The sequence below is a fragment of the Haloferax sp. S2CR25 genome, assembly GCF_031624535.1.
GTDB classification, from domain to species: domain Archaea; phylum Halobacteriota; class Halobacteria; order Halobacteriales; family Haloferacaceae; genus Haloferax; species Haloferax massiliensis.
In genome coordinates this window covers 370,563-393,979 of record NZ_JAMQOO010000001.1, presented here as the reverse complement: position 1 = coordinate 393,979, position 23,417 = coordinate 370,563, and the positions used below count along the sequence as shown (strand labels likewise).

Sequence of the window (23,417 nt, the reverse complement as noted above, 5' to 3'; positions counted from 1 at the left end):
GCGCGGCGGCGGGAGCGACGCGGGGCGCGAGCCGTCCCGAGACGCGACGTTTTTGCCGTCCCCGAAGCAACGGTGGGCCATGAGCGCCCGCAACGACATCGCCCCGAGCACGCTCGGCGTCGAACTCCACGACTACGGCGTCGAAGTGGAGTACCTCGACAACCGAACCACGGTCTACCGGGGCGTCCCCGAAGCGGTCACGGGCACGCTCGCCACCGCCCCCGGCAAGGAGGTCCACGTCCTCGTCACCGACCCCACCGAGACGGAGGGCGTCATGATGTACGTCAACGACCTCACGAGCCACGACGACGTGCTCGAATCGAGCGGCGTCGGCCGCGTCATCCTCGGTGAGGACGAAGAAGAGGAGTTGTTCCCCGGCGTCCTCGTCCGGCGGGTGCCCGGCCACCGCTTCGAAATCGAGGCCGACCCGGAGGTCGCCCGCGGCCGCGTGTTCGTCTTCGTCGAGGACGACTGGGGCGAAGACTCCTACGAGTTCGTCGCCGAGTGATGCTCCGAAAGCGCTGGGAGCCGCTGGAAAAGCGGACCGTCGGCAAAGCCCCGGAAGCCTACGGCTACTACGAACTCGGCGACGCCGACGGCGACCTCGTCGGCCGCGGCGTCGGCGTCCTCCGCGACGAACTGAAGGAGGCGCTCGCCTACGGCGACGCAGCGCGCGTCCGCTGGGAGCGCGCGACCTCGCTGGACCACGCCGAGCGACTCGCGGAAGAACACGACCCGGCGTAGCCGTCGCGCTCGCCGCGTCGCCGTCGACGCTCCCGCTTCCGCACCCCCGCTACTGCAAGTACGACGGGCTGTCCGTGTCGCAGTTCTCCTCGTGGGCCTCGGCGTCGGACTCCACGTCGAACAGCATCCCGCACTCTTCGCATCGGTACCACGTCGCGCCGTCTTTCTCCGTCGTGGCGACCATGCGTACTGTTACCGCGCCGTCCGGGAAAACGGTTACTCCGGGCGAACCCTCAAGGGTCGAGCGGGCGAACTGGGTGGCATGTCTGAAGATGGGGTGACGCTCGTCGTCCGCGCCGCGGAGAAACGCGACGCGGGCCGCGGCATCGCCCGCCTTCCCGAGGCCGCCCGCCGAGAACTCGGCGTGCTCAGCGGCGAGACGGTCGTCATCGAGGGCTCCCGAGAGACGGTCGCCAAGATGTGGCCCGCCCGCCCCGGCGCGCCGGCCGGCGAGATGCTCGTCGACGCCGACACGCGGGCCAACGCCGGCGTGAAAATCGGCGACAGCGTCCGCGTCAGGAAAATCGACGTCGAGGACGCGCGGTCGGTGACGCTCGCCGGCCCCAGCGCCTTCGAGCGGACCAGCGTCGACCGCGAGACCATCGAGGAGGTCGTGAAGGCGGAGCTTCGGAACCGCCCGCTGCGCGCCGGCGACCGCGTCCGCGTCGAGCGACTCGGCGGCGCGGCCCTCGTCGTCAGCGAGACCGCCCCGGAGGGCGTGGTCCGCGTCACCGACGCGACGAGCGTCTCCGTGACGGCGAGCAGTTCGAAGGGCGCGAGCGAGACGGTCCGCGACGCCGTCAAGAGCGTGACCGGCGGCGACGACGGCGACGGCGCGAGCCGCGGCCGGGCGACGGGCGTCACCTACGAGGACATCGGCGGCCTCGACGACGAACTCGACCTCGTCCGCGAGATGATAGAGCTCCCGCTGTCCGAACCCGAGGTGTTCGCGCACCTCGGCATCGAGCCGCCGAAAGGCGTCCTCCTGCACGGCCCGCCGGGCACGGGGAAGACCCTCATCGCCAAGGCCGTCGCCAACGAGGTCGACGCGAGTTTCACCACGATTTCCGGGCCGGAGGTGCTCTCGAAGTACAAAGGCGAGTCCGAGGAGAAACTGCGCGAGGTGTTCCAGTCGGCCCGCGAGAACGCGCCGGCCATCATCTTCTTCGACGAAATCGACTCCATCGCGTCGAAGCGCGACGACGGCGGCGACCTCGAAAACCGCGTCGTCGGCCAACTGCTGTCGCTCATGGACGGCCTCGACGCCCGCGGCGACGTGGTCGTCATCGGCGCGACCAACCGCGTCGACAGCCTCGACCCGGCGCTCCGCCGCGGCGGCCGCTTCGACCGCGAAATCGAAATCGGCGTCCCGAACGAGACGGGCCGCCGCGAGATTCTCGACGTGCACACCCGTCGGATGCCCCTCGCCGAGGACGTTGACATCGGTCGATTGGCCTCCCGAACCCACGGCTTCGTCGGCGCGGACCTCGAATCGCTGGCGAAGGAGGCCGCGATGACCGCCCTCCGGCGCGTCCGCCGCGAGGGTGGCGGTGGAAGTGGAGGCGGAAGCGGAAGCGAGGGCGGCGACAACCGGGTCGCCGTCGCGGACATGACCGTCACGCGCGCCGACTTCGAGTCCGCGATGGCGACGGTCGAACCCTCGGCGATGCGCGAGTACGTCGCCGAACAGCCGACCGAGGGCTTCGAGGGCGTCGGCGGCCTCGACGACGTGAAGCGGACGCTCGAACGCGCGGTGACGTGGCCGCTGACCTACGCGCCGCTGTTCGAGGCGGCGTCGACCGACCCGCCGACCGGCGTGCTCCTCCACGGCCCGCCGGGGACCGGCAAGACGATGCTCGCCCGCGCCATCGCGGCCGAAAGCGGCGTCAACTTCATCCACGTCGCCGGCCCGGAACTGCTCGACCGCTACGTCGGCGAGTCCGAGAAGTCCGTCCGCGAGGTGTTCGACCGCGCCCGACAGGCCGCCCCGAGCATCGTCTTCTTCGACGAGATAGACGCCATCGCCACCGACCGCGACAGCGCCGGGTCGGACTCGGGCGTCACCGAGCGCGTCGTCTCCCAACTCCTGACGGAGATGGACAACGCCGCCGACAACCCGAACCTCGTCGTCCTCGCGGCGACGAACCGCCGGGACGCGCTCGACCCCGCGCTCCTCCGCCCCGGTCGGCTGGAGACCCACGTCGAGGTCCCCGCCCCCGACATCGAGGCGCGCCGCGCCATCCTCGACGTGCACGTCCGCGACAAGCCGCTCGGAACCGACGTGGACCTCGGCGACGTGGCCGCCCACATGGACGGCTACACCGGGGCCGACGTGGCCGCGGTCTGCCGCGAGGCCGCCCTCCGGGCGATTCAGGACGTGGCCGACGCCTACGAGGGCACCGAGGCGAACAGCCACGCCGACGAGGTGCGCATCACTCGCGCGCACTTCGAGGCGGCGCTGGAATCGGTCTCGCCGACGCAGGTCTGACGGGCGGCGAACGCCGGAGCGGACCTCCATCGACGACACCTGCGAGATTATCTCGTTTCGCCGCGTACTGTGTTCCATGTTCACTCGCAACAGAGGTGTGTCGTGAACGCGGCGTGGCGGCGGAAGGTCCGGCGGGAGTGGGACGCGCTCACCGGCGGTCCGCTCTCCGCGACGTGGTGGGTGACGAAAGCCGGCCTTCGAGTCGCGTTCGCCGAGGCGATGTTCATGTTCCTCGTGTTGTTGAACAACGACGCGGCCGCGATATCGGCCGTCGCCGACGGCGAGGCCTCAGTGTTCTCGCTCGTCGCGCTCGTCGTCGGGACGTCCGAGTACCTCGCCATCGCGGGCATCGTCTTCGCCGTCGCGCTCTTGCTTCCGTTCCTCCCGCGGCGCAACGAGGCGACCAACCGCTGGGAGTAGGAGTCGGGAGGCGACGCCGACGGCTCCGCTTCCGACGCGCCGCCGCGACCGCCCCGGCTCACGCCAGTCGCGCTCGGTAGTAACTCGACTCGGGGTTCGGCACGGTCACCTCGCGCACGTCGAGGCCCGCCTCGGCGGCGACCGCTCGGAGCCGAGCGGGCGAGACGAGAAGGAAGTCGAGCATCGGCCCGCGGAGGTCGCCGTACTCGACGCGGAACGACCGCCGGGCGACGCCCTCTCGCGGGTCCGACCGGTAGCCGAAAAAGCGCTCGGTGTCGATGCGCGCCGGGTCGTACGAGTCGACGACGACTTCGCCGGACGACGAGGCGAGGGCGGCAAACGACGCGAGCAGGTCGGCGAGTCGGTCCAGCGACCCCGCGAGTCCGACCTGCGTCCCGTTGGCGAGCACCGTCTCGAAGCCGCCGGCCGACGACTCCGACTCGCTCGGTTCGACCGGTGAGTCGAACATGTCGCCGACGACAGCCGCCTCGACGCCGCGCTCGCGGGCCGCGCGAACCGCGTTCGGACTCACGTCGAAGGCGACGACTTCGCCGCGCTCCTGTGCGGCGAGGGCGTGCTGGCCCGCGCCGCACCCCACGTCGAGGAGCGGGGTTCGGAGGGAATCGACGAACTCGCGCTTCGCGGCGGGCCACCGCTCGGACGGGACGAGGTAGTTCTCGTAGACGTGCGCGTCGCCGGCGGCGGCTCCCGCGTCGTCGCCGTCGCGGTAGACACAGGGGGCGCGCAGACAGCCGCGAACCCGGTCCAACATCGCCAGTCCGAGGGCGTCGTCGGGCATGACGAGTCGTTCGTCGCCCTCGTGTAAATTATATTTAATGTGCTCAACGATAGCAATCGATAGGGACAACGGGCGTCAGTCCAGCCGGTCGAGGTCGCCGTGTAGTTCGCGGTTCATCACGTCCGCGACGAACAGTCGGACGCGCTTGTGAAGCTCCGCCTCGGTGTCGTAGGTCTCGACGCGGAGGTCCCAGCGGGCGCGCGCCGCGCGAATCATCTCGCTCGTGACGCTGTCTTCGTGGACGAAGACGATTCTGTCCCCGTGGGTCTCTGAGAGCCGTTCGAGTATCGACCCCGCCTCCTCGCCGACGCCGAAGTTGTGGCCGAGAAACGGCAGGACGAACACGGTCGCGTTGCTCGCCTCGGCGAACGCGAGCGACTGCGTCGCGGCGTCCACCTCGTCGGTGCTGAGGTCCGCGTCGACGGCGAGAAAGGCGTTCACGCCCGGGTCGGCGCGGAGCGTTCCCTGCACGCGCCGGAGGAGCGCGAGCGCGTCGTCGACCTCGTCCCGCGCGGCGAACAGCTTCCGAATCGGACCGGGGAGGTCCTCGATGTCGATGGCGGCGAGCTCCTCCTCCGAGAGGACGTAGTTGAGGTTGAACGATTTGTACGGACCCATCACGTAGACGAGAAACCGGTCGTAGGTCGTCCGCCCGAGCGCCGCTCGTATCTCGTCGCGCGAGATGGCGTCCGTCATGGGCACAGGTACCGCGCGAGAGTATATAAAATCAGGATTTTTCAGTGGAGTTCGACTCAAGAACTGTTAAACCGCCGCGCCGCGTCTCTCGAACCGAGATGGCGACGAACGACCCGGTCGATTCGGACGGGCTGCCCGAGGACCCCGCCGAGTTGCTGCCGCCGACGAGCGTCCTCACGCTGGACGAGTACCTCGACATGCAGGCCGCACTCGGCGACCGGACGCGGTTCACCCTGCTGTACCGACTGGTCCACTTCGGCGAGCGGAGCCCGAAGGCGTTGGCCGAGGCGCTCGGCGTGCCGGCGAACACGCTCCACTACCACCTCAACAAGCTCGTCGACGCCGGCTTGGTCGAGAAGCGAAAGCGGACGAAAGCCGACGACGACGGGCTGTTTTCGTACTACCGCGCCACGTCGCTCGGCTCCGACATCCTCGAACACGGCGTCGAGGAGCTCATCCGGCGCGAGCGCGACTACCGGGACGCCTACGCGTCGGAGTAGCGGCGTCTCGGGCGGTCGCCGCGTCTTAGTTCTCGCCCCGTGACTGCCGAAGCCGCCGCCTATTTGGCGCTCGCTCGCACAGGCTGAAGCGATGTCCAATCTCCTCCCCGAGGAAGCACAGGAAAAGCTCGTCACCGTCTGCCGCACGGCCGTCGGCGACAGCCTCCGCTCGCTCACGTACTTCAGTCGCTTCGACTACGTGCAGGTGTACCTCCGCGAGGACCTCGAACAGGAGGCCGACCTGAACTCCTTTATCGGCAACGAGTGGCACGACTTCAAGATGACACAGGACGCCTACCGCGGGTCCGAACTCGGCGACTACGAGTACACGATTCGCGTGTTCGAAAACGGCTATCTCGTCCGAATCACCGTCGAGGACTTCGGCGTCTTCGTCACGACCGACGGCATCTCGATGCAGGACTTCGAGGCGCTGGCGGCCGCGACGACCGAGATTCTCGACGAGTGGGCCATCGAGGAGTAAGCGTCGGGCCCGGAACCGACCCCGTCAGTCCCAGAACGACTGGGTCCGGGCGTACTCGCGCTCCCGTTCGAGGATGTCGCGGTAGAAGTCGTCCTCGTCATCGCGGAGCTTGTTGATGATGCGCGCGGCGTTGTGCGGGCCGACCCCGCGGGCCGCGAGCGCGACGACCGCCCGCTTGCCGTGGGCCTGCACCAGACTCGCCGAGCGGTACGCCCGCTTCGTCAGTCGCTCCTGTTCGTCGTCTTTCTCCGGCGCGCGGACCGCTTTCACCGTCTCGTCGTCCCACGGGTTGAGCGCGGCGACGCGGGTCGCGCCGCACTCGGGGCACTCCACCGGCTCGCGGACGCGTTTGACCTTCGTCTTGCGGGTCCAGTCCTTGCAGTGGAGACACGCCAACAGCACGCGGTCGTTCTGAATCCGGTCCCGAACCGTCTCGATGACGCTGGCGTCGGCGTTCTCGGGGACGAGCAGGTCGGTGCCCGACCCGCGGCCGCCGGTGCCGATGGCGGTCGGTTCGCGGGCGACGGCGAGTTCCGCGTCGCCGTCGCGGAGGCGGCGGAGCAGTTCGACGGTCTCCTCGACGGCGAGGTCGGTGTGGAACACCTCGCGGACGGCCTCGTCGTAGACGGGCGTGTCCTCCAACGCGGCGAGGAGGCGGTCGCCGCCGAAGCGGCCCTTGCCCTGATAGCGCTTGAGCGCGCCGAACTTCGCGGCCACCTGCGCGAGCGTGAACTTCAGCGAGTCCGACCGCTTGAGCGCGAGTTCGAGCAGGGCCTCGACGTGGTCGGGGTCGGTCTCGCGGAGCACCTCGGCGAACGTCGTCGGGCGGACCTTTCCGGGCACGTCGAACTCGACGCGGTAGGGGTCGACCTCCATGCCGACCGAGGAGCCGGTCCGCTGGCCGATGAGCGCCGACAGGAGCCGCCCGAGGGTCTCGTTCACCCGGTGGCCGTACGGCGAGTTCAGCGTCACCTTCCGGGGCGAGCCTTCGAGGACGAGCCGGTTCGCGGTCGGAATCGGCGCGCCGGCCTCAACCTGTTTCTCGATGGGGCCGAGCGCCGACCGGACCGTGGCCTCGTCTGTCGGGTAGCGCATGGCGACGTCGCGGGCGACGGCCTCGCGGTCGGCCCCGGACTCGAACTGCGGCGCGGCCACGTCGCGGAGTTCGCCCACCTCGCCGGCGACCGGCGCGGGGACCGGAATCTCCGAGCCGACCCACGACGGCACCTCGCCGCCGGGGTCCTCGATGGGCGAGACGTTCACCCGCGCCTCCTCGTCGTCCACGTCGTTGACGCGCCACATCTCGCCGCGCTGGATGAACGTCGCGCCCGGCGCGGCGAAGTTGAGGACGAACTTCTCGTCGAGCGTCCCGATCTGCCGGCGCGAGGAGATGTCGTGGACGTCGTAGGTCTCCTCGTCGGGAATCATCGAGAGGTTGGCGTAGAAGTACTGCCACGTGCCGCCGGACTTCTCGAGGAGGTCCTTGTCCTCGTCGAGCCAGAGGAGGCGGTTCCCCGAAAGCTCGCGGACGACGGCGCGGAAGTCGTCCTCGGCGAGGTCGCGGAAGGGGTACGCCCGCGTGATAATCTCGTAGGCGCGGCGGGCCGACACGTCGCCGTAATCCATGACGACGCCGACGATTTGGTTGGCGACGGTGTCGAGGCTCCCGTGGTGGACGCGGGCGGGTTCGACCTCGCCGGAGACGGCCCGCCGGGCGATGGCGAGCGCTTCGAGCGTGTCGTCGGGGTGGTCGGTGACGACGGTCCCGCGGGAGACGACGCCCAAGCGGTGGCCCGCGCGACCGACCCGCTGGAGGAGCCGCGACACCTCGCGGGGGCTGTTGTACTGGACGACGTGGTCCACCCGACCCACGTCGATACCGAGTTCCATCGACGACGTGCAGATGAGCGCGTCCAGCTCGCCGGCCTTGAAGCGGTCTTCCACGTCGATGCGAACGTCCTTCGACAGCGAGCCGTGGTGGACCTCGATGGGGTCGCCGAGCGCCTTGAACCGCGAGCCGAGCGCCTCCGCGGTCTGTCTGGTGTTGACGAAGACGAGCACCGACTCGTGGTCGCGGACGATGTCCCGAATCGTCCGGACGTGGCTCGCTATCTCGGGGTCGGTGGCGAGTTTCCCGGCCAGCGCCTCGTCCTCGTTCGTCACCTCGGGGCGGACGACTTCGAACTCGACGCGGTTGTCCACGTCCACCTCGATGACCTCGAACGGGCGGTCACCGGTCAGGAACTTCCCGACCTCGTCGGGCGACCCGACCGTCGCCGAGAGGCCGATTCGCTGGAACGACCCGGCCAACTCGCGGAGCCGCTCCAGCCCGATTGTCAACTGCGCGCCGCGCTTGGCCGACGCGAGTTCGTGGACCTCGTCGACGACGACGTGGTGCACGTCCGAAAGCGCCGTTCTGAGCTTCTTCCCCGTGAGCATCGCCTGTAGCGTCTCGGGCGTCGTCACCAACACGTCCGGCGGGTCGTTGGCCTGCTTTTGGCGCTGGTACTGCGTGGTGTCGCCGTGGCGAACGTCGATGTCGATGTCGAGCCGTTCGCCCCACCAGTCGAGCCGCTCGCGCATGTCCCGGTTCAGCGCCCGAAGCGGGGTGATGTAGAGCGCCGAAATCCCGAATCGGTCCTCGGCGTCGGCGATGGCCGAGAAGACCGGGAGCATCGCCGTCTCCGTCTTGCCGGTGCCCGTGGGCGCGATGATGAGACCGTGTTTCCCGTCCGAAAGCGGGGGAATCGCCCGGCGCTGGGGCTCTGTCGGCGTCGTGAATCCGCGCTCCGAGAGCGCGTTCCGAACGGGCGACGAGAGCGTCGCGAAGGCGTCCATTCCGGCGGCGGCCTCGCCGTCTGGCATCGCCCCAGCTAGCGGTTCGAGGCGATTAAGCGCACCGCTCGGGGCGGTCCCCACCGGGAGATTCATGTCGCACACGAATCAATTTCGGGCGTGTCCCCGAAACGAGTCTACTGGTCCGCGTTCCTCGTCTTCGGTCTCTGTGCCGCCATCGACATCGCGCTCGACGTTTTCGCGGGAGACGTGGGCATCAACACGGCGGCGGCGACCGCGGGCGTGCTCGCAGTCGGCTACGCGTCGGTCGTCGCCCTCCGCGACCCCGAACGCGCCCGAGTCCCGTCGGACTGGGGCCCGCTCGTCTACCTCGTCATCGTCGGCGCGGCGCTCTACGCGTTCGGCGTCGCGCTCCAACTGTACTCGGTGGTGACGTGACGCCCGAGCGGTCCTTTTGGCTGTCGCAGGCGGGCTTCACCGCCGGGAACCTCTTCATCGTTCTCGGCAATCAGTGGGGCGACCTCGCGGCGTGGCAACTGGTCTTCGCGGCGGTGCTGGTGCTTTCGACCCTCTGGTTCGTCGGCTACGCCGTGCAGGAACGAAAAAAAGGCGTCCCGGAGTTCTTCCGCGAGTGGACCGGCTGGCAACGACTCGCCCGCGTGGCCGCCGTCGCCGTGTTCGTTCTCGGCACTCTCACGTTCGGTTTCGGCTCGGGGCTGTTCTGACGACCGAGGCCATCCCGGCGACTGCGGCGACCGCGACCACCGCCCCTGCTACTCAGACGTTCCGGTAGTCGCCCAGCCGCGTCCCGTCGAGCAGGTAGGCCTCCCCGTTCGCGAGGCCGTCGGGCAGGAACGGCGAGAGAAAGCCCTGTCCGGCGACGTTGACCCACGTCCCGCCCGAGGTGTCGTTGAACGCCGGGAACACCACGAGTTCGGCGTCTGCTCGCGCCACCTCCGCGGGGGCGACCTCGTAGTGTTCCGCGAACACCGCGGGCGCGAGGGAGCCGCGGAGCCAGACGCGCTCTTTCCGCGCGCCGCCGACCTCGTCTTCCAGCCTGACCGCCGGGTGTTCGTGGGCCGAACAGACCACGTCGGCGGCGAGCACCTCCCGCGAGGGCCACGTGTGGCCGTGGCAGAAGCCCACGTCGCCGAGGCGGACGCCAGCGGGGTCGGTCACCTCCACGTCGTCGCCGAAGAAGTCCGCGAGGCCGCCGTCGTGGTTGCCGGGGACGACCGTCAGTTCCGCGCGGTCGGCCACGGCGGCCGCGAGGGCGCGCAGTTCCTCGGCCTCGTCTCCCTTCTGGTCGCCGATGCGGTGGCCGAGGTCGCCGAGGACGACCAGTCGGTCGGCGTCGGTCCGGTCGAGAAGCGACAGCAGGCGCTCGCGGCGGACCGCGGCCTTCGACGGGAGTTCCACCCCGCGTTCGTACCGCAGGCCGGCCTCGATGCCGGCGTGGTAGTCGGCGACGACGAGCGAGCGCTCGGGGAACCCGCGTCTGCTCGTCTCCGCCACCGCGGCGGGATGACCGGGAATCGGTTCGACGAGCGGTCCGGACACGGCCTCAGATGGCCTTCAGCACGCCGTCCTGCGGCTCGTAGCACCGACCGCCGAGGAGCGCCTCTTGGATGGCGTCCTCGACCGCGCCGGGGTCCGCGCCGTACTCGTCGACGACGGCGGCGACGACCTCGTCGTGGTCCGCGCCGTCGCCCCCGTCGAGGTCGTCCATGGCGTCCACGACGACCGATTCGAGGTCGATGTCCTCGGCGGCGTCGTCGGCGTCGGCCTCGGTCTCGTCTTCGTCCCCGGCCGACGCCGCGTCGGGCGTCGGCTCGGGTTCGGGTTCAGGCTCGGACTCGACCGCCGGTTCGGGTTCCGCGGCGGCGTCGGCCGCGGGTTCCGGTTCCGGTTCGGCGTCGGCGGGCTCGTCTTCGAGCTGTTCGGTGAGGTCGTCCGCGTCGGGCACGTCGATGTCCGCCTCGCCGGCGGGGTCGACGTCCGCGCCGGAGGTGAACTCCGTGCCGAACTCGGACTCGATTTCGGCTCGCTCGTCCTCGTCGAGTTCGTACATCCCGTCGGGGTCGACCGAGTCGGTCGAATCGGTCGCCTCCGCCTCTGGTTCTGGGTCGTCGAAGTCGCCGAGGGTTCCGCCTTCCGAACCGTCGAACGACTCGGTGTCGGTCGCGCCCGCGTCGGGGGCGTCGTCGTCGAAGTCGCCGAGCGTGCCGTCGTCGGCACCGGCGTCGAAGCCGGGCTCCGAATCGGCGTCAAGCGAGTCGGTCGCCGGTTCGGGTTCGGACGTGAGGTCGGGTTCCGCGTCAGGTTCCGACTCGGACTCGGCATCGACCGTCGCGGACGGCTCGCTCTCAGTCGTGGCCGTCGTCTCGGCGGCGACCGGCTCGGGGTCGGTTTCCGCGACGGGTTCGGATTCAGGTTCTGTGACGGGCTCGGATTCAGACTCCGGCTCGACGGCGTCGGACTCGGCACCGTCGGCGGGTTCCGGACCCGCGTCGGGCGTTGCAGTCGGTTCGGAATCGGATTCGGTCTCGAACTCGTCCGGGTCGGCTTCCGCCTCGACAGCGTCGGGCTCCGGATCGCCGAGTTCGTCGCCGTCGTCAGCGTCCGCGTCGCCGACCTCGATATCGACGCTGTCGGCCGGTTCGAGGTCGAGTTCGGGGAGCGGGCCGAGCACCGCGTCGCCGCCGTCGCCGGGGGCGACGTCGAGGGAGTCCACCTGGTCGCGGTCGCCCGCGACGAGTTCGAGCGCCTGCACGGCGACTTCGCGCAGGGCTTCGAGATAGGTTCGGGTCGTCCCGTAGTGGTCGATTGCGCGGGGGACGCCCGCCGCGAGCGTCGAGTCGACGCCGCGGGCTTCGAGCGCGCGGGTCAGGTCGTCGCCGCGGTAGGGCATCGACAGCGCCTCGTCGAACACCGCGATGCGTCGGAGGGTCGCCTCGGCGGCCGAGACGATCCAGCGGTCGCGCACGTCGGCGTCGACGGTGTTGACGCTCTCGGGGCGGACCGAGGAGTAGACCACGTCGGCGTCGTCCGGCTCGTACGTCCGGGCCTTCCCCGCGAGCGAGACGAACGCCGGGGGCGTCGCCGCGTCGAGGTAGGCCATCGGTTCGGGCTGGTACTGGCCGGCGTAGGTGACGAACGCGCCCGTCGGGTCCGCAATGCGCCCGCGGAGCACCTCGTCGTTGACGTGTTCGACCTCGGTGAGCACGCCGGCGACGAACGTCCGGTTGAGTCGCGCGCCGGTGGGCGTGACCACGTAGTTCGGCGCGCGCTCCTCGTCGCTCTCGGAGTACGAAAGCGACGCGTCGTCGAACTCGGCGGCGAAGACGCGGTAGGCGATTTCCCGCGTGCCGACGACCGGCGAGGCGCTCATGCGCGCACCTCCGTGAGGAGGGCGGCCGCGCGTTCGGCCGGGTCGTCGTCGGTCTCCTCGAACTCGTCGGCTTCGAGGTTCGCGCCGTACTCGTCAACCGAGAGGTTCCCGCGGACGCGGTACTCGCGGCCGACGAGCGTGTCGGCGATGTCCTCGGCGACGACCTCCTTGTCCATCGCCTCGCGGGCGGCCTCCATCGCGTCGGCCATCGTCCCGCCGTAGATCTCTTCGGTGAGGTCGCGGTCGAGGATGGCGGTCACCGTGCCGGTGCCGTCGTCGAGAATCGCCTTCACGCGCATGTCGTCCTCGCCGTCGACCTCGCCGTGCTGTCGGCACTGGCCGTTCTGAACGACGCGGCTACAGTCGGGACAGCGCTCGATGAGCCCGGAGCCGTCGCGCACTTCGAGGACGTTCCCGAGCACTTCCACGTCGAACATCCCGCCGGCGTCGACGGCCTCGCCGACTTTCAGTCGCGGCGCGGAGTCCGTCACGGAAACGGGGTCGTCGAGCACTTCGAGCGATGTGAACTCCGAGAGGTTCACCTGCGGCACGCCGCGGAACTCCCGGACGTACACGTCCGACAGGCGGAGGCTCGCGCCCTCCTCCACGTCGGGGCGGGGTGCCCAGTCGGTGAAGGGAAGCCGTCCCGTCTCGTCGGCGACGACGCCCGAGAGGATGGTCGTCTCGCCGTTTCGTCCGTCGATGGTGCGCGAGTCGACTTCGAGGACGCGGACCTCGACGGTTCGGCCGCGGTCGCCGGCCTGCAGGTCGATGAGGTCGGCCTCGCCGCCGATGCGGTCGTCGTAGGGCGTCTCGACCGTCTCGGACTCCACGCCGACCGTCGAGGACGCGCCGATGTTCAGTTCGGGCTTGCCGTCCCACTCGCGGACGCCGGCGTTACCGATGACGACGGAGTCGCCCGGTTCGAAGCCGAAGTCCTGCCACGCGGTGTAGGAGATGACGCCGGACTCGTCGGCGAGTTCCCCCTCACGGATGGTCTGTTCGTCGCCCTGATAGACGATAGAACGGGTGCCCACGGTGAGCACGCGAACCGTCACCGAGACGTTGCCGCCGTCGGGGTCGATGTCGGCGATTCGCTTCGTCGAGGGCGCGCCGTCGCTCCCGCCGGAGCTTCCGCCGCCGTGTTTGCGGCGGACGCTCTGTTTCGCCTCGTCGAGCGGGACGCTGTACTGCAGCAGGTTCTGCAGGTCGGATTTGACCTCCTCTTTGTCGACACCGAGGGCGGAGGCGAGCTCCTCGGCATGCTGGTCGAGTTCCATCGAGTCGGGATTCGCCCCCGTCGGATAAAAAGTGTTGCCGGGCGGCCGGGCGACCGGCCGCGGGCGAATCACTAAGTGTTCGCGTGCCAGTTAGACTCGTATGTCGAACGACGAGGCCCCGGAGGCCGCCGACGCCGACGAGGACGTCTCTTTCTCGGTGACCATCGAGGACGGGTGGACGACCATCGTGATGGAAGGCGACAAAGACACCGCAGTCGTCGTCCGCTCGGCGTCCGGCGAGCGAATCTACCTCCCGCCGGAGGGGTTCGACGCCGAGGCGGCGACCGACAGCGCGTACCAGCCGTCGGACAGCCCCTACCAGTCGGCGTACGACTCGCCGTACCAGTCGGTCCAGACCGACGACTCGCCGTACCAGTCCGCCCGCGGCACGATGCCGCGAGAGGGGATGGTCCCGACCCGCGGCGGCTACCGGATTCGCCACCCCGAGCCGGTGACCGACGTGCGACTCCTCCGCTGAACGCGGGTCGCTCCCCCCGTTCTCCCCGCCGAGCGCCGCCCCTCGCTTCTGACGCCGCCCGTTGTCCTGTTCAGTTCGCGTCCGACTCGGCGGCGTCCGCGTCGGCGTCCGCGGTCACTTCGTTCTCCGCGCCGGCCGAGGGGTCGGCGTCGTCGTCGAGGATGCTGTGGTAGTAGTCGACCGTCTCGTCGACGACGCGGTCCCACGTGTACGGTTCGTACTCCGGTTTCCCCTCCAGCGAGAGGCCGTACTCGATACCGTCGGCGATAGAGCGCGAGTCGGGTTCGACCTCGATGACGCAGTCCTCGGGGAGGACCTCCGCCGCGCCGCTCTCGGTGGCGACGACGCGCGTGCCGGTCGAGAGCGCCTCGACGATGGTGATGCCGAACGGCTCTGACAGCGACGGCGAGACGAACAGGTCCGCGGAGGCGTAGTAGTCACCGAGCGCCTCCTCGGGGACGTAGCCGGCCCACTTGATGCGGTCTTCGACGCCGAGCAGTTCGGCGAAGCGCTTGAGTTGGGCGGTGAGGTGGCCCGACCCGCCCATGACGAGCGTCACGTCGTCGCGGGCGAGTTTCTCCATCGCGTAGACGAGGTGCGAGATGCCCTTCTGGTCGGTGTGGCGGCCGACGAAAAACAGCATCTTCCCGTCGATGCCGAGCTCCGCCTTGAGGTCGCGGCCCGTCGTCTCGCACTCCGAAAAGCCGTTGTAGATGACGTGGCAGTCGCCGCCGTACTCCCGTTTGACCTTGTCCGCGAGGAGTTCGCTCACCGCGAGCAGGTGGTCGCAGCGCTCGGCGATGCGGCGCTCGGTCTCGACCTCCCGCTGCGGCGGGTCGATGTTGCGGTCGGACGAAAGCGAGTGGAACGTGGTCACCCACTCCACGTCCTCGTTGTTCGACTTCGCGCGCGACCCCGGGCCGTAGCCGAACCAGTCGTGCGTGTGGACGATGTCGGCGTCGGCCGCGCGCTCCGCGAACGTCGACCCCAGCCGCCCGATGCGCGTGATGATGTCGCCCTCGCCCGTCGGGACGCCCACGATTCCATCGCGGTCCGGCGCGTACTCGGCCGGAAGCACGAGTTCGATGTCCACGTCCTCCCGCTCTTCGAGACGTTCGAACATCTCGCCGACGTGCGTGTCGAGCCCGCCGCTGACGTTCGGCGGAAACCCCCACCCCAGCATCAGGACCTTGGCAGTCATAGATGACACAATGTACCACAGATGCCTATTTAATTCCTGTCCGGCAATACTCCGGCGACGACCCACCGAAAGGCGTTTTCGCCGCGGCGACGACCCGCGAGTATGCACGTCCACGTCAACGCCGCCGCGAGTCTCGACGGCAAGCTCTCCTCGCGCCGCCGCGAGCAGGTGCGGATAAGCGGCGACGACGACTTCGCCCGCGTGGACGAGATTCGCGCGGCCGCCGACGCCGTCGCCGTCGGCGTCGGGACCGTCCTCGCCGACGACCCGCACCTCACGCTCGACGACCCCGACCTCGTCACCGCCCGCGAGGACCGAGGCGACTCGCCGCACCCCGCCCGCGTCGTTGCTGACTCGCGCGCTCGGACCCCGACCGACGCCCGGGTTCTGGACGACGCGGCGACGACCTACGTGCTCGTCTCCGAAGCCGCGCCCGACGCCCGCCGCGACGCGCTCGAATCCGCCGGCGCGGAACTCGTCGTCGCGGGCGAAAAGCGGGTGTCGCTCCCCGACGCCCTCGGCGCGCTCGAATCGCGCGGCGTCGACCGACTCATGGTCGAGGGCGGCGGCGAACTCATCTTCTCGCTGTTCGAGGCCGGCCTCGTCGACGAACTCACGCTCTACGTCGGCTCGATGGTCATCGGCGGCCGCGACGCGCCGACCCTCGCCGACGGGGAGGGCTTCGTCGCCGACTTCCCCCGACTGTCGCTCCGCGGTGTCGAGCGCGTCGACGACGGGGTGCTCCTGACCTACGACTGCTGAGCCTCGTTCCTCGAATCCGGCCGATTTCGCCGCGAGCGCGGAGCTTCGCGGTCGTGCGCCGTCACGCAAACAGGCGCAATGGGTAAGAGTGTCGCGCCGATACGTGGAGACATGAGCACTCCGAAGACAACCGATGCGCCCGTCCACATCGAGAGTTCGGACGAACTCGACGAACTCATCGCCGACAGCGGGGTCGTCCTCGTGGACTACCACGCCGAGTGGTGCGGCCCGTGTAAGATGCTCGAACCCACCGTGAAGGAAATCGCCGAGGAGACCGACGCCGTCGTCGCCAAGGTCGACATCGACGAACTCCAAGAGCTGGCCCGCGAACAGGGGATTCGAAGCGTCCCGACCCTGCAGTTCTACGCCGGCGGCGAGCAGGTGAAGGAGGTCATCGGCGTCCAGAGCAAAGAGGACCTCGTCGACATCATCGAAGCCGCCGCGTAAGCGGGCGTCCGCTTCGCTCGGTTCGATTCTCTGTTTATCTATCACGGCGAGCGACGGCGCGCGCTCCGGGCGTCGTCGCTCGTGGGGACGGTTCGGTCGAAAAGCGGAGTCAGAAGGCGGCTCAGAAGGGCGCGTCGGACACGTCGGGTTCGAACCCCGCGCCCGGGTCGTCGTCGTAGAAGCCGCCGGTCGAGGCGTGGACCGCGTCTATCTCCTCGAACTCGGCGACCATGCGCGCCTTCAACGCCTGAATCGTCATCGGCGAGATGCCGCAGCCGGAACACGCGCCGGTGAGGGAGATCCACACTTCGCCGGTCTCGTCGTCGATGGCCTCGATACCCGCGTCGCCGCCGTGCATCTCTATCTGGGGGAAGTTCCGCCGCATGAACAGGTCGAGCCGTTCTTCGAGGGACTTCTCCGACGTCTGCGAACTCATACCGAGACGTGGGGTGCGGGCGAGCATAACGATTGCTCCGAACGAGGTCGCGGCGAATTTCGCGAGACGCTGTCGGGTGAGTCGGTCGGCGAGGGCTTTTTACCACGGAGAGAGTATCGGAACCTATGATTTCACTCGACGAGGCAGTCACGGCCCGCCTGGAATCTCACGGCGCGCGGTTCGAGGTGCTCATCGACCCCGACGCGGCGCTCTCGATAAAGCGCGGTGAGTTCGACGGCGACCTCGAAGAGGTCATCGCCGCCGAAGACGTGTTCGAGGACGCCTCCCGCGGCGACCGCCCCGCCGAGAACGACCTCGAAGAGGTCTTCGGGACGACCGACCCGCTGGAGATAATCCCCCAGGTCGTCAAGAAAGGGGAGATTCAGATCACGGCCGAACAGCGCCGCGAGATGCAAGAACAGAAGCGCAAGTCGCTCATCAACCGCATCGCGCGCAACGCGGTGAACCCGCAGATGAACGACTCGCCGCACCCGCCGGAGCGAATCGAGCGCGCGCTCGAAGAGGCCGGCTTCAAAATCGACCCGATGGAGCCGGTCGAGTCGCAGGTCGACGACGCCCTCGACGCGCTCCGACCCGTGTTGCCCATCAAGTTCGCCGAGGTCACCGTCGCCGTCCAACTCCCCGCCGAGTACGCCGGCAGCGGACAGGCGCAGATTCGGAGCTACGGCGACCTCGAACGCGAGGAGTGGCAGAACGACGGCTCGTGGGTCGGCGTCATCACGTTCCCCGCGGGGATGCAAAACGACTTCTACGACAAGGTGAACAACATCACGAGCGGCACGGCCGAGACGCGCATCGTCAAGGACGAAGACGAGCTCTGAGACGGGTCGGCACGGCCGAGACGCGAACGCGAACGCGAACTATCCCTTCTTGAAGCCGACGAGGAAGCCGCCGGAGAAGCCGGCGGAGACGGACAGCGTCGAGAGAATCGTCGAAATCCAGTCCGGCGGCGCGCCGCTCGCGGCGTCCTGCGTGGCGCTCACGAGGCCGCCGGTGAGGCGCTCCCAGTCGACGGTGATGATGCCCCGCGATTCGAGGAACTTGAACACGGCGAGTTCGAGGCCCACGATGACGGCGATGAGCTTCGCGATTTTCTTGGCCGCGAAGCCGATGATGCCGCCGATGACGGCCCCGCTCCCGAACTCGATGCCGAGCTGTTGGGGGTCGATGCTCAGTTGTAAGGGGTCCATACGGCGAACATCCCGCCTATCGGTATAAGTGATTTGTGGGGTGACTGTCGTCGTCGCCGAACTGTCAGGTCGCGGCCGGGCAACCTACAAGAGTCCCGGCGTCCAAACGCGGCCATGGAACGGGAGGTGACGGGACGCCATCTCGACGCGTGACCCCGGCCGAGCGGGGCTTAAGTGCCTCCGGCGGCTAGTACCGACTGACACAGTGCAGGCAACGTACCCCACAATCGAGGTGCGGCGATGAGTCGCGTCGTCGTCGCGAAGCGCGTCGACCGCGGAGACGCCGACCTCACGGAGATTTCCGACCTCGCCCGCGCCGCGGGCTACGAGGTCGTCGGCGAACTCACCCAGACCCGCGAGGAGGACGCCGCGTTCCACTTCGGGGAGGGGAAAGTCGGCGAGTTAGCGTCGCTCGTCGCTCGCGAGGACGCCGCCGCCGTCGTCTTCGACAACCGGCTGGGCCCCTACCAGACGTACAACATCGCCCAGAAGCTCCCCGACGACGCGGAGGTCATCGACCGCTTCACGCTCATCCTCGACATCTTCGGCCAGCGGGCGAACACCCGCAAGGCGCAGTTGCAGGTCGAACTCGCCGAACTCCGCTACGAACTGCCTCGCGCCGAGGCGAAGGCGTCGCTGGCGAAGCGCGACGAGCGCCCCGGCTTCATGGGCCTCGGCGAGTACGACGAGAGCCGCGAGCAGGACATCAAGGCCCAGATTTCGCGCATCAAGAACGAACTGGACGCCATCGCGGACAAGGAGGAGACCCGGCGCGAACAGCGCCGCGAGTCCGGCTTCGACCTCGTGGCCCTCGCGGGCTACACGAACGCCGGGAAGTCGACGCTGATGCAACGGCTCGCCGCCGACCTCGAAGTCGGCCAGAACGACGACCTCCACCCGGACCTCGACCCGACCGCGGAGACCCAGGACAAGCTGTTTACGACCCTCGGGACGACCACGCGCCGCGCCGAGACGGGCAAGCGAGACGTGCTTCTCACCGACACCGTCGGCTTCGTCTCGGACCTCCCCCACTGGCTCGTCGAGTCGTTCAAGTCCACGCTCGATTCGGTCTACCGGGCCGACCTCGTGTTGCTCGTCGTGGACGCCTCCGAGCCCGTCGAGGAGATGCGCGAGAAGCTCGTCACCAGCCACGACACGCTCTACGAGCGCAACGAAGCGCCCATCGTGACCGTGTTCAACAAGGTGGACAAGGTCGAACCGACGGAACTCGACGAAAAGCGCGCGGCGCTGTCGGCGCTCGCGCCCAACCCCGTCGCCGTCTCGGGGCTGACCGGCGAGAACGTCGAGGAACTGGCCGCCCGCGTCGAGGACGAACTCCCCGCGTGGGAGCGCGAGCGACTCCTGTTGCCGATGGCCGACGACACGATGAGTCTCGTCTCGTGGCTCTACGACCACGCCCACGTCGAGGCCGAGGAGTACGAGGGCGAGCAGGTCCACGTCGAGTTCGAGGCGCGCCCCGCAATCGTCGAGAAGGCGCGGGCGAAGGCCGCCGACCTCTCCGTGCCGGCCGACTCGGCGTGAGCGGCCCCGCCGCGTCGCACCCGCCACGCGTGGTCCGCCGCGGACCCGACCCGCCGATTCGCCTCAGTCGAGCGTCTCTTTTTCCTTCGTGACGACCTCCACGTCCGAGATGCGCGTTCCCGGATACTGGCCGTCGTCGTCTTTCTCCGCGGCTTTCACCATGTCCCAGACGACGTTGAGGCCGGTCGTCACGCCCTCTAACGCCTCCATCTCACAGCCCGTCTTGCCGGTCGTCCCGACCGTCACGGACAGCGTGACCGACTCGTCGGCCACCTCGAACTCGGTGTCGACGTTCGTGATGGGAATCTGGTGGCACATCGGAATCGTCTCCCACGTGTGTTTGACGGCCTGAATCGCGCCGATTCGGGCGGTCGCCAACACGTCGCCCTTCCCGATTTCGTCGTCGCGGATGGCCCGAACCGTCGAGGCGCTGAGGTGGATGGTCCCGCGGGCGACCGCCCGGCGGCGGCTGTCGGGCTTCGCGCCCACGTCGACCATCTGGACGTTGCCTTCCTCGTCAACGTGGGTCAGGTCGCTGTCGTCGCGGTCAACCGATTCGTTCGACTCCGCACCGGCGCGCTCGTCGCTCATGCTTCGTCACCTCGCAGGGCCGCGGGCAGTCGTTCCAAGAGGTCGGTGGCGACGAGGCCGCCGCCGAACGCCTCGGCGGCGAGGTCGCCCGCGCGGCCGTTTCCGTAGGCCGCGACGGCGGCCGCGTCGAGCGGGGGCAGGACGGCCGCGAGCGCGCCGGTCGCGCCCGCCAGCACGTCGCCGGTGCCGCCGACGGTCATGCCGGGGTTCCCGGTTCGGTTGACGCGGACCGCGTCGCCGTCCGAAACCACGTCGTACGCGCCCTTCACGAGGAGCGTGTGGCCGAGGTCGGCGGCGAACTCGCGGACGAGGTCGCTCCGGACCTCCCAGTCGGAGTCGGTCTCGCCGCCCATCTTCCGCAACTCGCCCTGATGGGGCGTACAGATGAGCGTCGCCTCGGTGTCCACGTCGGGGACGACCTGCAGGGCGTCGGCGTCGACGACGGCGGTCCCGTCGTAGGCGGCGAGGAACTCGCGAACCGCGGCGAGCGACTCGTCGGCGTCGCCGAGGCCGGGGCCGAAGACGACCGCGTCGCGGTCGGCGGCGAAATCGAGCAGGTCCGGGACGTGTTCGGGCGCGAGTCGGTCGCCCGAAAAGCCGCGGACGATGAGGTTCTCGGAGTAGCCCTGTACCTCGCGGGCGACGGCCTCGGGGCAGGCGACGCGGGCGAGGTCAGCGCCGGCTCTGAGGGCCGACTGCGCGGCGAGCGCGGGCGCGCCGGTGTACGGACCGCCGCCGACGACGAGCACGTCGCCGTGGTCGCCCTTGTGGCTCTGGGCGTCGCGGTCGAGCGCGAGGAGGTCGCCGGGACCGGTGAACAGCTCCGCGGCCTCGGGGATGCCGATGTCGGCGACGACGACCTCGCAGTCGAGGTCGCCGAGGCCGGGCTTGTCGTCGTGGAAGGTGACGACCCGGTCGGCGTCGACCGCGAGGCCCGCCGCGTCGCCCGTATCGGCGTCGACGCCGGAGGGCACGTCCACCGCGAGGACGGTCGCCGAGGAGTCGTTGATGGCGCGCGCGGCCGTCGCCTCGGGTTCGCGGAGCGCGCCGGTGACGCCGGTGCCGAGCATCGCGTCCACGACGAGGTCCGGGTCGCCGAGGTCGAAGCCGGCCGAGTCGGTGACGGTCCGGTGGTCGGCCTCGCCCGCGACGAGGGCGTCCCAGTTCTCGCGGGCGATGTCGGTCGAAATCGTCTCGGGGCGGCCGAGCAGGTGGACGGTCACGTCGTACGCCTTCAGGAACCGCGCGGCGACGAGGGCGTCGCCGCCGTTGTTGCCGCGCCCGGCGACGACTGCGACCGACGCGCCGGGGTCCGCGAGGTCGCGACACGCCCGCGCGACGGCGTTCCCGCTCGACTCCATGAGCTGTTTCCGCGGCACGCCGAGCGCCTCGGCGTTCAGGTCGACCGCGGCCATGCGTCGACTCGTAATCATACGCCCCCGTTTGCCCGGCGGCGCGTTAACACATGTGGTCGCGGGTCGGATTCGCAACGTTTGACACGGCGGCGGCTGAATCCGCGGTAGTGACTCGCCGCCTCTTCGGAACTCTCTGCGGACTCGTCTTCCTCGTCAACTTCGGCCGCGTCGCGTTCCCGCCGCTCGTCGAGACGCTCCAGACGCAGTTCTCGGTCGGCCCGGCGACCATCGGCGTCGTGACGAGCCTCGTCTGGCTCGGGACCGCCATCCCGCGCATCCCCGTCGGCTACCTCCTCACGCGCGTCTCGCGGTCGAAGGTCGTCCTCGGGTCGGGCACGCTCCTCGTCGCCGCCGCGGCGTTCACCGCGAGCGCGACGTCGGTGCTGACGCTCCAAATCGGCGCGTTCGGCCTCGGGCTCGCCTCGGGGGCGTACTTCGTCTCCGCGACCCCGCTCGTCGGCGAACTGTTCCCCGAGCGCGTCGGCCGCATGGTCGGCATCCACGGCGCGGCCAGTCAGGTCGCCGCCGTCGTCGCCGCGCCCGTCGTCGTCTTCATCCTCGCGTCGTACTCGTGGCGCGAGACGTTCTGGGTGCTGGCGGTCGCCGGCGCGCTCGTGACGCTCCTCCTCTACGCCGTCTCCCGCGACGGGAGCGCGGGGGCCGGCACGGGCGCGGACCGCGATTTCTCCGCCGCGCTCGGCCACTGGAAGCTCATTCTCACGGGCATCCTCCTCATCGCGCCCGCGGGGTTCGTCTGGCAGGGGCTTTTCAACTTCCTCGTGTCGTACATGACGCAGGCGAAGGCGTTCGACCCCGCCGCGGCGAGCACGATGCTCACCATCGTCTTCGCGGCGGGCGTCCCCGCGTTCTCGCTTTCGGGCCGCCTCGCCGACAACCTCCCGCACGTCCCGTACATCTTCGGCCTGCTCGTCGCCTTCATCGGCGCGCTCGTTGCCCTGACGTACGCGCAGGGCTTCGTCGCCGTCGCCGTCGTCGTCGCGGTGCTCGGCTACGTCGTCCACAGCCTGTTTCCCGCGCTGGACACGTTCATGCTCTCGTCGCTGCCGAGCGACGCCCGCGGGAGCGCCTACGCCGTCTTCAGCGGCGCGGCGCTCCTCTTGGAGGCCAACGGGAGCGGCGCGGTCGGCTTCCTGACCGAGGCGAACTACGCCTTCGAGGCCGTCTTCCGGACGCTCGCCGGCGGCCTCGCGGTGTTCGTCGCCGCGCTCGCCGTCCTCTACGCGGTGAACCGACTCCCCGGCGTCGACCGCACCGAGCCGTCGAGCGCCTGACCTCCCGAAACGGTTTACTTCCCGCACCGAAATGTCGATTGTATGTCAGGGTTGCTCCCGTCCGACGGGACCGTCGATTCGAGCGGTGAGGCCGACCCTCGGGTTCACTGGCTCGACGACGACGAGACGGCGCAACTCCTCGGCTGCCTCTCTTGTGACACCGCCCGCGACCTGCTGTCGTGTCTGCAGGACTCGCCGGCGACGGCGACCGAACTCTCGAAGCGGGTCGAGACCTCCGTCCAGAACGCCCGCCACCACCTCGGAAACCTCATCGAGGCCGACCTCGTCCGCGTCGCCGACACCCGCTACTCCGAGAAGGGCCGCGAGATGAAGGTGTACGCCGCCGCCGCGCCGTTCGTCGTCTGCGTCGGCGGCGACGGCGGGGACCGAGAGGCCTTCGCCGAGGCAATCGCCTCCTTCCTCGAATAGCGTCGGCGCGGTCCGCGT

The 23,417-nt window shown here is 69.4% G+C and carries 27 protein-coding genes; 15 read left to right on the top strand and 12 right to left on the bottom strand.

Features of this window, described 5'->3' with window-relative positions:
• Window positions 1-79: 79 nt before the first annotated feature.
• Both NDI65_RS02000 and NDI65_RS01995 read left to right on the top strand, forming a co-directional pair.
• Window positions 80-508, top strand: a complete 429-nt coding sequence (locus tag NDI65_RS02000; protein WP_089778139.1) for a DUF5796 family protein — start codon at window positions 80-82, stop codon at window positions 506-508.
• Window positions 508-744 carry a hypothetical protein gene (locus NDI65_RS01995; protein WP_089778137.1) on the top strand — a complete coding sequence of 79 codons (237 nt, stop codon included), beginning with the start codon at window positions 508-510 and terminating at the stop codon, window positions 742-744. The genes NDI65_RS02000 and NDI65_RS01995 overlap by 1 nt, the downstream gene beginning before the upstream one ends.
• 49 nt (window positions 745-793) lie before the next feature.
• Here NDI65_RS01995 and NDI65_RS01990 read toward each other — a convergent pair whose 3' ends face one another.
• The gene (locus NDI65_RS01990) at window positions 794-928 is read right to left on the bottom strand and encodes a hypothetical protein (protein WP_255516588.1); all 135 of its coding nucleotides are present in this window, start codon (window positions 926-928) and stop codon (window positions 794-796) included.
• A gap of 78 nt (window positions 929-1,006) precedes the next feature.
• On the opposite strand from NDI65_RS01990, the gene NDI65_RS01985 reads away from it, so the two are divergent.
• On the top strand, window positions 1,007-3,232 hold the full coding sequence (locus NDI65_RS01985; RefSeq protein ID WP_089778135.1) for a CDC48 family AAA ATPase: 2,226 nt from the start codon (window positions 1,007-1,009) through the stop codon (window positions 3,230-3,232).
• A 102-nt stretch (window positions 3,233-3,334) separates the two neighbouring features.
• Entirely contained in the window at window positions 3,335-3,652 is a 318-nt protein-coding gene (locus NDI65_RS01980; protein WP_089778133.1) for a hypothetical protein, read from the top strand.
• Window positions 3,653-3,710: 58 nt separating this feature from the next.
• On the opposite strand, the gene NDI65_RS01975 is transcribed toward NDI65_RS01980, so the two are convergent.
• Together NDI65_RS01975 and NDI65_RS01970 are read right to left on the bottom strand one after the other, a co-directional pair.
• Complete coding sequence (locus NDI65_RS01975; RefSeq protein WP_089778131.1) at window positions 3,711-4,451, bottom strand: class I SAM-dependent methyltransferase; 741 nt, start codon at window positions 4,449-4,451, stop codon at window positions 3,711-3,713.
• Window positions 4,452-4,526: 75 nt separating this feature from the next.
• On the bottom strand, window positions 4,527-5,147 hold the full coding sequence (locus NDI65_RS01970) for a hypothetical protein (RefSeq protein ID WP_089778128.1): 621 nt from the start codon (window positions 5,145-5,147) through the stop codon (window positions 4,527-4,529).
• 98 nt (window positions 5,148-5,245) lie between these two features.
• Here NDI65_RS01970 and NDI65_RS01965 point away from each other — a divergent pair, with 98 nt between their 5' ends.
• The gene (locus NDI65_RS01965; RefSeq protein ID WP_089778127.1) at window positions 5,246-5,647 is read left to right on the top strand and encodes a winged helix-turn-helix domain-containing protein; all 402 of its coding nucleotides are present in this window, start codon (window positions 5,246-5,248) and stop codon (window positions 5,645-5,647) included.
• 91 nt (window positions 5,648-5,738) lie between these two features.
• The gene (locus tag NDI65_RS01960) at window positions 5,739-6,128 is read left to right on the top strand and encodes a hypothetical protein (protein WP_007273857.1); all 390 of its coding nucleotides are present in this window, start codon (window positions 5,739-5,741) and stop codon (window positions 6,126-6,128) included.
• Between the two features lie 24 nt (window positions 6,129-6,152).
• Here NDI65_RS01960 and NDI65_RS01955 read toward each other — a convergent pair whose 3' ends face one another.
• Window positions 6,153-8,993: a DEAD/DEAH box helicase gene (locus NDI65_RS01955; protein WP_310893314.1), complete on the bottom strand. Its 2,841-nt coding sequence runs from the start codon at window positions 8,991-8,993 to the stop codon at window positions 6,153-6,155.
• 90 nt (window positions 8,994-9,083) lie between these two features.
• On the opposite strand from NDI65_RS01955, the gene NDI65_RS01950 reads away from it, so the two are divergent.
• Window positions 9,084-9,362: a hypothetical protein gene (locus NDI65_RS01950; RefSeq protein WP_089778123.1), complete on the top strand. Its 279-nt coding sequence runs from the start codon at window positions 9,084-9,086 to the stop codon at window positions 9,360-9,362.
• The gene (locus tag NDI65_RS01945; RefSeq protein WP_007273854.1) at window positions 9,359-9,649 is read left to right on the top strand and encodes a hypothetical protein; all 291 of its coding nucleotides are present in this window, start codon (window positions 9,359-9,361) and stop codon (window positions 9,647-9,649) included. The genes NDI65_RS01950 and NDI65_RS01945 overlap by 4 nt, the downstream gene beginning before the upstream one ends.
• Before the next feature lie 52 nt (window positions 9,650-9,701).
• Here NDI65_RS01945 and NDI65_RS01940 read toward each other — a convergent pair whose 3' ends face one another.
• Genes NDI65_RS01940 through NDI65_RS01930 form a run of 3 tightly spaced genes read right to left on the bottom strand, consistent with a single transcriptional unit; the run spans window position 9,702 to window position 13,595 of the window.
• Window positions 9,702-10,484 carry a metallophosphoesterase gene (locus NDI65_RS01940; protein WP_310893310.1) on the bottom strand — a complete coding sequence of 261 codons (783 nt, stop codon included), beginning with the start codon at window positions 10,482-10,484 and terminating at the stop codon, window positions 9,702-9,704.
• A gap of 4 nt (window positions 10,485-10,488) precedes the next feature.
• Window positions 10,489-12,315 carry a rpa-associated protein gene (locus NDI65_RS01935; RefSeq protein WP_310893308.1) on the bottom strand — a complete coding sequence of 609 codons (1,827 nt, stop codon included), beginning with the start codon at window positions 12,313-12,315 and terminating at the stop codon, window positions 10,489-10,491.
• Window positions 12,312-13,595, bottom strand: a complete 1,284-nt coding sequence (locus NDI65_RS01930) for a Single-stranded DNA binding protein (protein WP_089778116.1) — start codon at window positions 13,593-13,595, stop codon at window positions 12,312-12,314. The genes NDI65_RS01935 and NDI65_RS01930 overlap by 4 nt, the downstream gene beginning before the upstream one ends.
• 100 nt (window positions 13,596-13,695) lie before the next feature.
• On the opposite strand from NDI65_RS01930, the gene NDI65_RS01925 reads away from it, so the two are divergent.
• Window positions 13,696-14,073: a hypothetical protein gene (locus NDI65_RS01925; protein WP_089778114.1), complete on the top strand. Its 378-nt coding sequence runs from the start codon at window positions 13,696-13,698 to the stop codon at window positions 14,071-14,073.
• Between the two features lie 70 nt (window positions 14,074-14,143).
• Here the strand turns inward: NDI65_RS01925 and NDI65_RS01920 are convergent, their stop codons facing one another.
• Window positions 14,144-15,256 (bottom strand): glycosyltransferase family 4 protein, encoded by a 1,113-nt coding sequence (locus NDI65_RS01920; RefSeq protein ID WP_089779880.1) that lies wholly within the window; start codon window positions 15,254-15,256, stop codon window positions 14,144-14,146.
• 120 nt (window positions 15,257-15,376) lie between these two features.
• On the opposite strand from NDI65_RS01920, the gene NDI65_RS01915 reads away from it, so the two are divergent.
• Together NDI65_RS01915 and trxA are read left to right on the top strand one after the other, a co-directional pair.
• On the top strand, window positions 15,377-16,036 hold the full coding sequence (locus NDI65_RS01915) for a 2,5-diamino-6-(ribosylamino)-4(3H)-pyrimidinone 5'-phosphate reductase (protein WP_089778111.1): 660 nt from the start codon (window positions 15,377-15,379) through the stop codon (window positions 16,034-16,036).
• Window positions 16,037-16,147: 111 nt separating this feature from the next.
• Window positions 16,148-16,483, top strand: a complete 336-nt coding sequence (gene trxA, locus NDI65_RS01910; RefSeq protein ID WP_089778109.1) for a thioredoxin — start codon at window positions 16,148-16,150, stop codon at window positions 16,481-16,483.
• A gap of 121 nt (window positions 16,484-16,604) precedes the next feature.
• Here the strand turns inward: trxA and NDI65_RS01905 are convergent, their stop codons facing one another.
• A complete protein-coding gene (locus tag NDI65_RS01905) occupies window positions 16,605-16,919 on the bottom strand; it encodes a NifU family protein (protein ID WP_089778107.1) in 315 nt (104 codons plus the stop codon).
• 125 nt (window positions 16,920-17,044) lie between these two features.
• On the opposite strand from NDI65_RS01905, the gene NDI65_RS01900 reads away from it, so the two are divergent.
• Window positions 17,045-17,761 carry a ribosome assembly factor SBDS gene (locus NDI65_RS01900; protein WP_004968119.1) on the top strand — a complete coding sequence of 239 codons (717 nt, stop codon included), beginning with the start codon at window positions 17,045-17,047 and terminating at the stop codon, window positions 17,759-17,761.
• A gap of 39 nt (window positions 17,762-17,800) precedes the next feature.
• Here NDI65_RS01900 and NDI65_RS01895 read toward each other — a convergent pair whose 3' ends face one another.
• Window positions 17,801-18,130, bottom strand: coding sequence for an FUN14 domain-containing protein (locus NDI65_RS01895; RefSeq protein WP_007273844.1), 330 nt, complete (start codon window positions 18,128-18,130; stop codon window positions 17,801-17,803).
• A gap of 240 nt (window positions 18,131-18,370) precedes the next feature.
• Between NDI65_RS01895 and hflX the strand changes: the two genes are divergently transcribed.
• Window positions 18,371-19,672 carry a GTPase HflX gene (gene hflX / locus NDI65_RS01890; RefSeq protein WP_310893301.1) on the top strand — a complete coding sequence of 434 codons (1,302 nt, stop codon included), beginning with the start codon at window positions 18,371-18,373 and terminating at the stop codon, window positions 19,670-19,672.
• Window positions 19,673-19,735: 63 nt separating this feature from the next.
• Here the strand turns inward: hflX and moaC are convergent, their stop codons facing one another.
• Both moaC and NDI65_RS01880 read right to left on the bottom strand, forming a co-directional pair.
• Complete coding sequence (gene moaC / locus NDI65_RS01885; protein ID WP_310893299.1) at window positions 19,736-20,263, bottom strand: cyclic pyranopterin monophosphate synthase MoaC; 528 nt, start codon at window positions 20,261-20,263, stop codon at window positions 19,736-19,738.
• Entirely contained in the window at window positions 20,260-21,696 is a 1,437-nt protein-coding gene (locus NDI65_RS01880) for an NAD(P)H-hydrate dehydratase (RefSeq protein ID WP_275040256.1), read from the bottom strand. The genes moaC and NDI65_RS01880 overlap by 4 nt, the downstream gene beginning before the upstream one ends.
• Window positions 21,697-21,785: 89 nt before the next feature.
• On the opposite strand from NDI65_RS01880, the gene NDI65_RS01875 reads away from it, so the two are divergent.
• Complete coding sequence (locus tag NDI65_RS01875; protein ID WP_310893297.1) at window positions 21,786-22,970, top strand: MFS transporter; 1,185 nt, start codon at window positions 21,786-21,788, stop codon at window positions 22,968-22,970.
• 42 nt (window positions 22,971-23,012) lie between these two features.
• Window positions 23,013-23,399, top strand: a complete 387-nt coding sequence (locus NDI65_RS01870) for a winged helix-turn-helix domain-containing protein (RefSeq protein WP_089778102.1) — start codon at window positions 23,013-23,015, stop codon at window positions 23,397-23,399.
• Window positions 23,400-23,417 lie beyond the last annotated feature (18 nt).